At 44.5% G+C, this 12,947-nt stretch carries 16 protein-coding genes and 1 pseudogene; all 17 read right to left on the minus strand.

Translation table 11 applies throughout. The features are described 5' to 3' along the window. Positions 1-100: 100 nt before the first annotated feature. Positions 101-223, minus strand: a pseudogene (locus QOR82_RS07465) (uracil-DNA glycosylase family protein); the annotation flags it as partial. Between the two features lie 81 nt (positions 224-304). Then, positions 305-940: a Crp/Fnr family transcriptional regulator gene (locus QOR82_RS07470; protein ID WP_283584152.1), complete on the minus strand. Its 636-nt coding sequence runs from the start codon at positions 938-940 to the stop codon at positions 305-307. Between the two features lie 19 nt (positions 941-959). Then, complete coding sequence (locus QOR82_RS07475) at positions 960-1,505, minus strand: DNA-binding protein (protein ID WP_283584153.1); 546 nt, start codon at positions 1,503-1,505, stop codon at positions 960-962. Beyond that, on the minus strand, positions 1,505-1,735 hold the full coding sequence (locus QOR82_RS07480) for a heavy-metal-associated domain-containing protein (RefSeq protein ID WP_062813009.1): 231 nt from the start codon (positions 1,733-1,735) through the stop codon (positions 1,505-1,507). The genes QOR82_RS07475 and QOR82_RS07480 overlap by 1 nt, the downstream gene beginning before the upstream one ends. Before the next feature lie 74 nt (positions 1,736-1,809). After that, entirely contained in the window at positions 1,810-3,663 is a 1,854-nt protein-coding gene (locus QOR82_RS07485; protein ID WP_283584154.1) for a heavy metal translocating P-type ATPase, read from the minus strand. A 320-nt stretch (positions 3,664-3,983) separates the two neighbouring features. After that, positions 3,984-4,523: a hypoxanthine phosphoribosyltransferase gene (gene hpt / locus QOR82_RS07490; RefSeq protein ID WP_283584155.1), complete on the minus strand. Its 540-nt coding sequence runs from the start codon at positions 4,521-4,523 to the stop codon at positions 3,984-3,986. Between the two features lie 233 nt (positions 4,524-4,756). Continuing rightward, complete coding sequence (locus tag QOR82_RS07495; RefSeq protein ID WP_283584156.1) at positions 4,757-4,936, minus strand: LPXTG cell wall anchor domain-containing protein; 180 nt, start codon at positions 4,934-4,936, stop codon at positions 4,757-4,759. Next, a complete protein-coding gene (locus QOR82_RS07500; protein ID WP_283584157.1) occupies positions 4,914-5,411 on the minus strand; it encodes a mucin-binding protein in 498 nt (165 codons plus the stop codon). Before QOR82_RS07500 ends, QOR82_RS07495 begins: the two co-directional genes overlap by 23 nt. After that, on the minus strand, positions 5,362-7,413 hold the full coding sequence (locus tag QOR82_RS07505) for a mucin-binding protein (RefSeq protein WP_283584158.1): 2,052 nt from the start codon (positions 7,411-7,413) through the stop codon (positions 5,362-5,364). Before QOR82_RS07505 ends, QOR82_RS07500 begins: the two co-directional genes overlap by 50 nt. Before the next feature lie 240 nt (positions 7,414-7,653). After that, on the minus strand, positions 7,654-8,136 hold the full coding sequence (locus QOR82_RS07510) for a GNAT family N-acetyltransferase (protein WP_283584159.1): 483 nt from the start codon (positions 8,134-8,136) through the stop codon (positions 7,654-7,656). Positions 8,137-8,282: 146 nt separating this feature from the next. After that, the gene (locus tag QOR82_RS07515; RefSeq protein WP_283584160.1) at positions 8,283-8,849 is read right to left on the minus strand and encodes an NADPH-dependent F420 reductase; all 567 of its coding nucleotides are present in this window, start codon (positions 8,847-8,849) and stop codon (positions 8,283-8,285) included. 17 nt (positions 8,850-8,866) lie between these two features. Then, complete coding sequence (locus QOR82_RS07520) at positions 8,867-9,313, minus strand: Rrf2 family transcriptional regulator (protein WP_283584161.1); 447 nt, start codon at positions 9,311-9,313, stop codon at positions 8,867-8,869. Between the two features lie 443 nt (positions 9,314-9,756). Then, entirely contained in the window at positions 9,757-10,260 is a 504-nt protein-coding gene (locus QOR82_RS07525) for a hypothetical protein (RefSeq protein ID WP_283584162.1), read from the minus strand. 163 nt (positions 10,261-10,423) lie between these two features. Next, entirely contained in the window at positions 10,424-10,798 is a 375-nt protein-coding gene (locus tag QOR82_RS07530) for a DNA-3-methyladenine glycosylase I (RefSeq protein WP_283584163.1), read from the minus strand. Further along, a complete protein-coding gene (locus tag QOR82_RS07535) occupies positions 10,777-11,067 on the minus strand; it encodes a DNA-3-methyladenine glycosylase I (protein ID WP_283584164.1) in 291 nt (96 codons plus the stop codon). The genes QOR82_RS07530 and QOR82_RS07535 overlap by 22 nt, the downstream gene beginning before the upstream one ends. Positions 11,068-11,194: 127 nt before the next feature. After that, complete coding sequence (locus QOR82_RS07540; protein WP_283584165.1) at positions 11,195-11,863, minus strand: type 1 glutamine amidotransferase; 669 nt, start codon at positions 11,861-11,863, stop codon at positions 11,195-11,197. Between the two features lie 265 nt (positions 11,864-12,128). Continuing rightward, entirely contained in the window at positions 12,129-12,722 is a 594-nt protein-coding gene (locus QOR82_RS07545; RefSeq protein WP_283584166.1) for a uracil-DNA glycosylase family protein, read from the minus strand. Positions 12,723-12,947: the final 225 nt, after the last annotated feature.

Raw genomic sequence — 12,947 nt, forward strand, 5'->3', positions numbered from 1 at the left:
AGGCCTTCTACCAAGAGATATCACAGCTCCATCAACCAATAATCAATTGGTCAGTATTATTTATTTGAGTCCAGTGGTTAACTTATTCTTGAAATTTAGGAATGATATTTATTCTGGCAGATGAAGAAGCATAGTAAAGTGGCTTGATCCCTTGCTTTGTAAAAGATTCATTATCAGGATCTGCTTGAATTTCTTGAAAAATTTTTTGAGATTCACTTTGCATATAATATGACCCGCCTTTCTCTTATTTTCTAAACTGATATAACGTGTATATTATCAACTAAGCAATAATTGCCTAATTAAACTAATTTTCGAATAATTCAATTCGACGTAATTGACGTTTCAGTTGACCTTGCTTTTCTAATAAAGCAAATTTACGAGATAGGGTCTCAGGTGTTGTTCCAAGGTATAAGGCTAAGTCCTTCATTTTTAAGGGTAAGGTAAAATTATTTTTACCAATTTCATCTGCATATGTTTGTAAATACTTTAATAACCGGTCTTCAACATTCGGCAAAGCCAACAAGTGAACTTGTTTTTGTATTTCCGAAACTTTAACAATATTTAGTTCCAATAATCGAATACTTAATTCTGGCTGTTTATGCATCAACTTCAATAAATCCTGCCGTTTTAATAAACAAATTTCACTGTGTTCCGTAGCCTCGACGTAATTATTGATATTCTTTTGACCAAAAAGCCAATCCTCACCAATATAATCACCAGTATGCAAGATTTGCAAAACATTCTCATAGCCGTCTTCATCTAAGATGTACTGCTTAGCGTTACCATCAGCGACAATTACTAAATTATCATTTATCGTTGGATCAATTATCACTTCACCCTTTTGATAGTTTTTATGCTGAACTAATTTTTCGATTTGCATCTTCTCATCCTGAGGTAAAGCATTAAATAGTGGTACTAAGTTAACACATAAATCGGCCATTAAATTCATCGTCCTTTAATTAAAAGTCATCATCGTCATCTTCGACATACAATCCTTCTTTTAATTCATGACCTAAGAAGTCTTGAGTTACCCGAATTTGCTCCTTAATCCAAGCCATTAAATTAGTTAAATTAGCAGATAATTCTGGCCAACTTTCATTGTTAGCTAAAGCAATTGCCTTAGTAATGAAGAGCGTTTGCGTATCAAAATCTTTTACCAAGGCAAACAGTTGCTTATCACACGCTAAATATTTACTGCTGCCATCTTCTTCTAGCATAGTATATTCCTTAAATTGAGCTGTAATTGTTGGAATACTTTCACCATTATTAACCAATAAGTGATTCAATTGGTCAAGTTCCTGAAGTTCATAAGCAATCCAACCAGCAGCTTTTTCGGCTAAAAAAAGACTAGCAGATCCTTTAGCAAATAAGTTAGCTTGGTTAATCTTTAAAGAATGGATTAACAAGTTAGAAATAATGTGACCAGTCATGGCAGCTGCAGTTGGCTGATGATGATCAAGGTCGCTTTGCTTCAATTCCGCCTGGTATTTTTCTTCTGCATTCATCAGTTAAGCTCCTTTTCCTTAATTCCTTGTACTTCATAACCCATTTTTTCAATAGCTGTCTTGACGTCAACAGTTGTAGTCTTATCAGGATCCAACGTAAATTTTAGCTTTCCTGCATTGAATAAAACTTTGATTTGGTCGGTTCCATCCAAACTACCAACCGCCCTTTCAATTTTGCTTAAGCATGAAGGACAGGTCATACCAGATAATTTCATCATTACTTTTTCCATGATTAAATTCCCCTTCCTTATTAATTTACATATCTAATGATACTTTGTTTTGTTGATTATAGACTTGATGATCGTCAATTTTTTTGTTGAAATTTGATTAATCTCATCCCGTTCAAGATGACAATTAAGATACTAAATTCATGAATAAACATCCCACTTGCCATTTCAACATAACCCGCAAACAAACCGATGAACAACAATAAGACTGTCAGTAAAGCCATCACGATATTTTCATTCATGTTCAAAATTGTCTTCTTGGATAATCCAAGGGCATAAGAGATCTTTCGCAAGTCATTTTTAACTAAAACTATATCTGAAACTTCAATGGCAACATCCGCTCCACTACCAACGGCAATTGCAACATTAGCATTAGCTAAGGCCGGACTATCATTGATCCCATCACCAATAAAAGCAATATGGTGTCCCTTAGCTCTTTCTTTTTTAACAAAAGCAGCCTTGTCTTGTGGCAGCATTTGACCATGAACTTCATCGATTGGCAACTTCTCCGCAATTCGTTCAGCAGTTTCTTGATTGTCTCCAGAAAGCATCACTAGCTTCTTAACCTCTAATTCTTTTAAGTGGGTTAAAGCATCATTAGTTTCTGGGCGCAATTGGTCTTTAATGCCAAAAACAGCTAATTGACTTTGGTCCTCATTGGCAAAAATGACAATTGAATTACCTAATTGACTCAAATGATCAATTGTTTCACCCAATTTTGCATTGGCACGAGTATTTTCAACAATTAATTTTTGGTTACCTAAATAATATTTTTGATTATTTAAAGTGGCGATGATTCCCTTACCCTTAACAGTTTCCACTTTAATTGAAGCTGGCTTTTGTTTATTTAATTTAGCAATTGCCTGAGCTAAGGGGTGGTTACTTTGACGCTCAATTTGAGCAGCTAATTTAATAATTTCATCTTTGGGCCCATTTAATACCTCAATTGCACTAACCTCTGGATGTCCGATAGTCAAAGTGCCGGTTTTATCAAAAGCAATTTCATCAATCCGATGAGTTTGGTCCATCACTTGCGACCCTTTAAACATAATGCCATTTTTAGCACCATTACCGATACCAGCAACTGTAGATACTGGCACACCAATAACTAAAGCACCTGGGCAACCCAGCACCATAACTGTAACAGCCAGCCTAAGATCTTTAGTAATTAAACCTACAACGATTGCAATTATAAGTACGGCGGGAGTGTAATATTTGGAAAACCGGTTAATTAACTTTTCTGTATGTGACTTTGTGTCTTGTGCTTCTTCAACTATTTCGATAATTTTACCGAAAGTCGTATCTTCACCGACTGCGGTAGTTTCGACAGTCAATGTACCGTTTTCAAGGATAGTTCCTGCATATACTTCATTACCGGCTTTTTTATTAACTAATTTAGATTCACCGTTAACACTGGCTTCATTAAGATAACCAGAACCTGAAACAACCTTGCCATCGACTGGAACCTGATCACCAGTTTTAACTAAAATCTTCTCACCAGGATCAATGAAATCGACGTCTTTTTTCTCAGTTGAGCCATCATCTTGAACAACTAACGCAGTCTGTGGTGCCATTTTGGTTAAATCAGCGACGGCTGACCGCGTTTTCTTTAGGGTTAATTCTTCCAGTACATCTCCTAATATGAATAGCCAAGTAACAATGGCTGCTTCATTAAATTCACCAATAATGAAGGCACCGATTACCGCCAGCGATACTAAAACATCAATAGAAATTAATTTAACCCTTAAAGATGAAATAGCCGTCAAAACAATTGGAAGCACTCCGACAATCCCCACGATAAACATTAAAGTCTGGTATGGTAAATTCATGTGCAATAGCCATTTAGATCCTTCAGCAAGCAACAGCAGAATAGTATTAACAGGCAAAAGCTGCTTTTTGTACCTCATAAAAAATTGTTGTAACTTAATCATTTTTCACCACTTCCTTTCTTGACACTACATATTATAGGTAAAAAACAATTTAGGTGACTTGACTGTTATCAAGATACTAGTGTCTTTTTATATTTATCTTTTAAGCAAAAAATCACAGTTTTATCGTGTAAATTTCGTTTAATAAAAGGGAGAATATACAAAAAAAGGTGGCTAACTTCATTCTATAATCCACCATGGAAACATTATGTTCGATTTGTCCCATAAATAAAAAGAGCAATCAGTTTCCACCGATTGCTCTCGATTAATCTGAGACCGCCCACCTTAACATGGACCATCCTAACTGCCGCAAATTGCACAGCCTAATTTGCGTACACTGACCGTTTCAAAATTCCCAGGTAAGGCAGGTTCCGATAAAGATTATTGTAATCAAGCCCGTAACCAACGATAAATTCATTGGGCACTTCATAACCCACGTAGTCAGCCTTGACGTCGACCTCCCGCCGGTCCGGCTTGTCCAAGAAAGCACAGATCTTAATGCTGTTGGCACCCCGTTGAGCGAACAGCTTGTTCAAATATTTCAGGGTGTGTCCCGAGTCAATGATGTCCTCGACAATTAAAACGTCGCGCCCCTTAATTCCGGCAGACAGGTCCTGAATCAAGCGGACTTCGCCGCCGGACGCCGCTTCCGTGCCATAGCTAGACACATCGACGTAATCGACGTTTAATTTGAAATTCAGCCGCCGCATCAGATCACTGCTGAAAACCATGGCCCCGGTCATCACCGTCACCAAGACCGGACACTTGTCCTGATATTTCTCGGTCAGGGTCGCCGCCAGTTCGTCTAGTCGCTGGTTAATTTGATCCTCAGTGAACAACACCTTTTCAATATCATTATTCATGATTTTTCTCCTCATTATTGTTCGCTATTTGCGAACTATTAAAATCAACAATCAGTTGGCGTTAGTATTTTAACCGCAAATAACCTTGATGAAAAGAGATTTAGGACAAAAATACTAATTTTCTCGTCAAAACCAAAAGCCTTCAAGATTCGGCAAATGAATCTTGAAGGCTTCTTCTGTTGATTTCCAAGGGCATCCGCCTAGCAATTTGCGTGTCCCCGCAAATTGATGACCTAATCTCGCTTAGTTTTTTTGCCCAGACCCAACATGACCAGCAATCCCGTGAGACCAACCAAGCCGACTGCAACCAGGGAACGTTCCTTCTCCGCATTTCCCGTTTGCGGCAGGGTGTGGGTTTTGGCTGTGGCCGGGCCGTTGACGATAGTCGCATCACCAGCCTTCGTCTTGGCCATCCCCCCTCTGGTCATCACCGTTCGGCTGGTTAGCACGACCATTCTGATTACCAACAACATTCTGGTCGCCTGGCTGGTTGATTTCTTGATCGCTTTTATCGCCCGCTTGTCGGCCGCTGTCGTTGTGATCACTTGGCTGCTGTTGATCATGCTGACCGTTGTTCGCGTAGGTGATTTCGACGGTCTGGTCAGTCGTCTCGGCAGTCACCATGGCTGCCGCCACTTTCGCTAGACTTGGCGTGTAGCCGGCAAACGTTGGTGCAGTAAATTCAGCCCAGGTTCCCGTCACCGCATCAGTCAGCGCCCCATTCTCGTAAAGCTGCCACTGGCCAAAACTGGTGAAACCTTTGGCCACTTGATCGTAAATCCCAACCCGGCCAAAGACAACCGTCTGAGCCGTCGTCGTTTGCTGGCCTGTTACTGGATTATGAACGACGATCGTCCGGATCACCTGGGGTAATCGGCTGAGTAGCATGCACCAAATGAATGGTAATCGTTTGGTCCATACGCGGCATCGTAACACTAGTCGGCAAGGTCTGACCAGCCGCCAGCTGATAGCCTGCTGGGACCGCCAAGCTGACAGTGCGGACCATTCCCGGCCGGCCCGTGACACTTGTTCCGCCCGCTATCGACTGGTTAGCAGTATCATCATAGAAGACATAGGTCACCGTCGTGTCCTGGACGGGAGTAACTGGTTTAGGAGTCTTCTTATAAGTAATGGTGATCGTTGCACCGTCTTGTGGTTCACCATTCGTCGCCGTTTTAACGGTTGCTGGTGCCACTGCCGTCCCCTTGACCCCATCGATATAGGAGTCAAAGCCCGGAATTTGTTCTACTTCCTGACAAGGGAATTGGGAACTGGCAGTCGTCCACTTGCCGGTGCTAATTACTGAATTGTCGATCGGATTGACTGTCTTCGTCCGAGTATAACCGATATTTTGAACTTGATCCGCAATAATGGCGTGCCCGGTCCCCGTAACGTCATAATGAATTGTCCGTTTTACCGTCCTGGTCTCGTTCTGGTTAACTGGTGCAACGACCCGAACCATCAGGTACGATGTGGTCGGATATTCGGTACTCGTGTATGCCCCATAGGTCACCCCGGCGTGACTCAAGTCAGGCTTTACAACCCAGTAGTAGGAATCATACGGGAAGTTCGTCGCCACGCTTGCCGCTGGAATGACAATGTCCTTGAAGGATGGCAGGGTCCCGTTAACAAGGACTTTGACTGTTCCCTTGGCCGCCGGGTGTTCATCACTCATCGGCAGTATCGTCAAAATATTGAGGGGACTGTCCGCCGTCCCACCAAAGTCAGTCACGTGCTGCCCATCATTAACTTCGATCACCGGATAATTGGTCGGCATGGTGTCATAAGTGTCATCATCTTGTTTGACGTAAGTTGGCTTGACTTTCCAGCTGACCGTCGTTCCTGCTGGCAATTGATCATAGTTGGCAATGAAAATCGCGGGGTCCGGCAATCCCTTCGTAAAGTCGACATAGAAATCAGCAAGAGAATCCCGCAGAACTGGCTTAACTTTGGCATGATCGGCCGGTTCTTCCCCTTGGTTATCATCAACCGGATCGAGGTAAATGCTGAAGAACTGGTCCGTTTCGCCCAGTTGCAGGACATCACTGAGGCTAATATTATTATTCGGCGATAACTGGTAACCCGCATAATTTATGGCAGCCTTAAGGGTCCCACTATCGATGGCATTGTCCCAACTCTCCGCACTGCTGTCTTTATCCCCAATATACTTGTCCACCCGGATGATTTTCCCGGTCTTGGCATTGATAAATTGGACCGTATTCGTGACTCGCTCATCGCCAGCATTAGTCTGAGTGTTGTCGACTGTTTGCTCCTTGAATGTCACAATGACTGGTACATCGACAATCTCAGATGTCTGCACTGGTTGATCGGTTTGTTCGTTGTACTCGCCATAGCTGACCTTCAGCTTAGCGGTGACTTGGCCGACCTTGGCGACATCTGGTTGCTGATCCCAGCTGACAGCAAACATATCCGGATCATCAGCACTGATACTCTGAGCACTGTGATTCCAGTTGGCAAAAGCGGCCTTTGGATCAGGGACCTGGCCCACCGTCGTTTGGATCGGGACGACATCAATTTGCTTTTCCTGCTTAGGGGCCTGATACTCAGACTCAGTTGGAGTCGTCACCTGGTCAGCGGGAGTTTCAACTGAAACCGGCGAATCACTGTCTGTAGCGGTATTCGCAGTTTGGGGTGCCATCTTGTCCTTGACTGGCGATGTCAAGGTGACGGACTTTTGTGACACTATTGATCCCGCATCTGACTGGTGAGTTTCCACCGTTGGGGTGTCAGTTTCGGCCGCGTGGGCGGTCGTAGTGATGCCTGCCGTGATGACAGTTCCCAAAAGAGCTGATGCTAGGCCAATGCTTAGCTTCCGTAAACCATAGCGTGGAATGCGATTATATTGATTGAGTTCCTTATTTTGTTTCATGGTTATTCTCCCCCGATGTGTTCCATGCAACTATCATAATTATAATACGATGAAATTAATGAGAAAGAAACCATTATTTTCTGTTATTCACAAAGGGCCATCACCTAAAAGCTATTATTCACAGCCTTTGTCAGCGCTTTTACTAAATTAGTTATTATTGTGATCAATTCAATAATTTTTTTATTTTGCATATCTAAAGTTGGCAAGATCTTTAGATTAGGTCCTACTAACCCGCCAGATTCACTTCGCAAGGTCTATCTCCAAAACCAACATGTCCTGCAGCCACAGCCCGTTTTCATAGATGGGCCGCTCGTAATTTTTCACGAAAAAGCCGCGCCGAATTCCAGTGATCCGAAAACCTACCTTTTGGTAGAGGTATAGCTGTTTAAAGCTCGTACTACCCGTTCCGATTTGCAAGCGATGATAGCGCCGCTGCTTGGCAAAGTGCAAGGCATAGTGCAGTAAGGCGGTCGCAATGCCCTGATTTTCAAATTTGGGATCGACCGCAATATTTTTGATCTCTAACCGTGATGGTGCAATCTCGTCAAGGACCATAATACCAACCGATTGGCCATCTTTTCGGGCTTCCCAAACGGTCCCTTTTTGCAGGTAGTCTTGTACCAGCTTGCGACTCGGGTCGGCCAACAAAAGCAGCTGCCAATGCTGAGCAGTTAGCTGAGTCACTGGCCTTATTATTAGTTTTGGGTTCTTGAACTGGTCCATATATCTGACCTCTCTTTTGACTTCATCCGGTAGTTGCCGCGACATTTCGACGATGACCAACCTAATTACAAAAGAAGCAGGACAAAATTCCCTGGTATTAGCTAAGAATTTCATTCTGCTCGATTTCATTTATCTATGATCCGTGGCTAGGCATTCAGGCCAAAACCGCCATCCCAGCCGATCTGCTTGCTGGCTGCTAAGGTCATCTGCATAAAGCCAACTGCTTCAAGTTCGCGTGCCCGCTTTAATTTACCAGCATCCATCACCCGCAACGGGCTCTGGGCCAGGGCATCCTTGAGCACTTGCTTAGCATCATCATCGTCACCAGCCACCAAGACGGTCGTGACATTCTGTCCCACCTTGCCACTCATCAAAGTCGCCGCAAAGTTGGTATTAAAGGCCTTCAAGACCTGGCTGTCCGGTAGGGCCGTTTGTAGCTGTTGGGCCGCCGAGCTATCGGCCGGAACGACCAGCTCGTCCCAAGTTTTAAAATTCAACGGATTAGTGATATCCACGACCACCTTGCCCTTTAACTCCTGCTGGTACTGCTTAGCGATGCTAGCCAGGGCCGGGTAAGGAACGGCCAAGATAACCAAGTCACCAAATTCTTGAACAGTATCATGGGAACCATAATAGGCTACTTCATTACCCATTGCCAGGTTATGACCAATGGCTTTCCCCATGTTACCTCGACCCATAATTGTGATTTTCATCTTCATTCCTCCTCGTCTTAATTCGTTCTTTCTGTTTTTTTGGCATTATGGCGAGCTATAATCCCATCCAAAATATCCTGCAATGATATCTGAGCCATTTCATCAGTTGCCTTTTTCTGGATGCGCCGATAGGCCTGGTTGAGCGTTTCTTGGATATTTGCACCAACAACACACTTCGGATTGGTCTTAGTGTCGATGTGGAGCAAGTTATGGTCCATATCGACTGCCTCATAAATGTCCAGCAGGCTGATATCCTGGGGTTCTCTGGTCAAAAAGGCCCCGCTGACCCCCTGGCGGCTTTGGATCAAACCGGCCTTGCGCAGGTCGCTCATCAGCTTCCGCACCACGCTTGGGTTAGCCTCAACACTGCCAGCGATCGCTTTGCTCGACAGGTCACCGCCTTTTTGCCATTCCAGATAGGCCATGATATGGATAGCATCACTAAATTTATGAGAGTATTTCATCGGTTTTCCTCCACTAACTTGTCCTTTCAATTATAGGAAAAGGCTGATGAGAAATGCAATGATTAGCGATTTATAATCGCTTTGATCGCAGCTACAAATCAAGTGCTGCCTGCTATGGCACTGAGATCCGTGCTAGTATGTTTGGGGGATCTTCCGCAATCGGGGAGATCCTTAATAAATGCCGCCGTTGTTTCGTCTGGGCCGCCGCGGCAAACAGTTGCTTAATTGCCAGCTCCTTGTCAATTGTTTCCCGCAAAGCTCGGCCTTATTTTCCAGTTGCAGTCGTAGTTGCAAATTTTATAATGAACTGTTTCCCTCCTTGTTGTTTTAAGATCCACAGCTATTATCATAACGCCTGTTTTTTTATTGTCAACAAGTTAAACAAAAAAGTTCAGGACGGCTTTGCTGTCATCCTGAACTCATCTTAATCTGTTGTGATCATCTTAGTCGCCAACTTCAATCTTAATGTTGTTGGCAATATCGTTAATCTCATTTGCACTAGCCGAGTGCTGCATCGCCAAAATCTTCGATGCCGGCAAAACTAAAAATGGCGAAACTTGGCGATCAGCAGAATCATGGAATGGTTGTTGGTAACAGTACACATACTTGCCATCCGAACTAATCGTATAGTCGTTTAACATCCCCTGGTCTGAATCATCCAGCTCAAACGCGTAGGCCGTGCCTGTTCCCGGTTGTGAGTAATTATCCTGAACACTGGAATTATTTTCAGAAACCAGAACGCTCAAGTCCATGTCATCATCCTGGTAACCCTTCACAAAACTTCGCCAGCCGGCGTTTTTCTTGGCACTTGCCACCAAAACAGTCGCCGCCACTTGCTTTGGCTTTAGCGACGAAAGCGTCGCCGCACTGGCCGACGAATTGCCTAGCAGTAGGCAACAACCACTAATCAGTGCTACAACAGCAACCAACAAACTGAATTTTTTCATTCGTAAACTCCCCCAAAATCGTGGCTAGGAAAGAATGTGCCCTCCTAAACCTAACTATATAATTCAACTTCTTTAGTTATATGCTGATTAGGAGCCGAGTTCAACCGGTGTTTTGCAAACTACTGAAGACATCCGGGATTCTGTGCGCAACGTTCGACCACCTTTAGATATTAAATGTGTTTAGTCCTTGCTCGCTATAAGGCTTAATCAAGACTTTGGGATCATCCTCAAAGCCCTTGCGATCCAGCCGGGCGTTTACCAGCCCGATGGAAACGTTGAAGGAATAGACTGAGACGGGGCCAGCATATTTAAAGCCATCCTTTTTCATCCGGTCAGCAATCCGATCGCCCAGTGGAGTCGTTGTCCCTAGCGAACTAATCGTCGGCACCCGCAGCCGCCATTGAAAGTAGTCCATTTGATGCCAAAAATAATTATCCAACGATCCGTACTGGTCTTGGAGCTTGAGGACCGTCGCAGCATTACTGATGGTCGCCCGGATTTTGCGCTCGTTGCGGATCAACCCAGGGTTATCCAGCATTGCCTGGACCTCGTCGTCCCCCCCATTTTCACAATTCGTGCAAAGTCCCAATTATGGTAGGCTTTGGTCAACTCGGGATATTTCAGAAAAGATGCGTTCCAGCTCAGACCAGCCGCGAACATCCCAATCGTGTATTGTTCAAAGATACTCCAGTCATTGTGCGGCGGAATTCCCCACACGTCATCCTGGTAGTGTTTGTACAGTTGATTGTCCGGATAATACTTTCGGTGCAGGTAATCATCCGGAAACCATCGCAATTGCTCTGTCATCGCTAATCCCCCGCTTTTTCTTATTTGCGAAATTATAACAAAGCAGTACTATCTCCTGTTATTTGACGATTGAAGCAGCTCTAAGTTGAACGTGCAATCCAACTTAGGGGCGCTTCGGATCGCTATGTTATTTGGTGATGTGATCCAGCAACGTGAACATCACCTGCTGGTTGGCCCGCGGTACTCCATGTTTGATAATTTCCGCTGGCGTCTGGTGGAGATCATTGTGGTCTAGGGCATATTGGCCATCGTTGATCATGATCTCACGCAGCTCATCTTCTTCCGGTTCAAAGTGGAACTGCAAACCAAGAACGTTGTCACCCAGCAAAAAACCTTGGTTGGTATTCAGATCGCTGGTGAACAGCAGTTGCGCCTTTGCCGGCAGGTCAAACATCTCTTCATGGACGTGAAGAGCTTCCACTTGTTCGGGAATGCCGGGAATTGCATGGCTTTGCAGATAAACCGGGGCCCAGCCGACTTCCTTGTGTGGCGCCCGGTGCACCGAATAGCCCAGTGTTTTGGCAATTTGCTGAGCGCCAAAGCAGACCCCCAGGATTGGTTGATGCTCTTTCAGCAATTGCCGCAGCAGTTGACGTTCCTGGTGAATCCAGGGCAGATCATCATTAGGACTCATCGGCCCGCCCAACAGGACCAGCAGGTCAGTCTCAGCCGCCGTTGGCAGGATGCCGAATTCATTCGGGTGATAAACATAAAAGTCGTAATGGTGCTGATCAGCCCAAGTCTTGATTGCCCCCGGGCCTTCGTTGACGGCGTGTTGTAAAACATTGATTCGCATTTTCAATTCCTTCTTTAGCAAGATTTTAGTCAGATTAAAACAAAAGTGCCGTCGGAAAATGGGCCCACTATCCCCATCTTCCAACGGCACTTCTTTTTGGCGATCGCCTGCAGATACCAAATAATCTTGCTGTTATTTTAGCACGACGGAGCAACCCAGTAAATAACCAATGGCATCCTCAAACTGTCTGTTTAAGGACGCCTGCCACTAGAGTTGCTCCCATCAGCTATTCTCATTGCTGGCATTTCAACTTGCGCAGCCGCGGCTAAATCTTTTGATTCATAATCTGCCGCACCCGCTGCTGCAGATCGGGAATAACCCGTGCATTAAACCAGGGGTTCTTGGCTTCCCAGATTTGGTTGCGAGGTGAAGGATGAACGATTGGAAAGTAATCTGGCAGATAACGTTGATAATTTTTCACCGTGTCGGTCAAGCGATCTTTATATTTCAGGTGAAGATACCGTCGCGTGGCATAAGCGCCGACCAGGATTGTCAGCTTTATTTGGGGCATCAACTTCAATAATTGCGGATGCCATTTGGGCGCGAAATCCTTGCGTGGTGGCAGATCACCCGACTTGCCCTTGCCCGGGTAGTAAAAGTCCATCGGCAAAATAGCGATCTTACCGGAATTGTAGAATTCATCTCGGTTGACACCCAGCCAAGCACGTAACCGGTCCCCACTGGGGTCATCCCAGAACTTCATTTTCTCCTGAGCGATCCGACCGGGAGCTTGACCGATAATGTTGATTCGGGCCGTCGCCGAAGCATAGTAAAGGGGCTGAATCCCCGCTTTGGTGAACGCTTGATTTTCTGGATCGGCTTGAATTTGATCAAAGATGCACTGAAATTCCTTTTCCAAAGAAGACACTTCCTAATTTATCCTGCTACCCCAAATTATACATGATATAGGTCCAAGCTTTATTTTTAACTTCTGGAAAGTTTAACCCATCTGCTCAACTGGCCAGACCCCCCTATCTGATTTATCGCAACATCATAAAAAAACAGACGGTGGATTATAGAATGAAGTTAGCCACCCAGTTGGTGGTAAATAAAAAACGCCATTCGGCGTGACATCAGGTATCAT

The organism is Limosilactobacillus difficilis (genome assembly GCF_947387495.1).
Lineage (GTDB): Bacteria > Bacillota > Bacilli > Lactobacillales > Lactobacillaceae > Limosilactobacillus > Limosilactobacillus difficilis.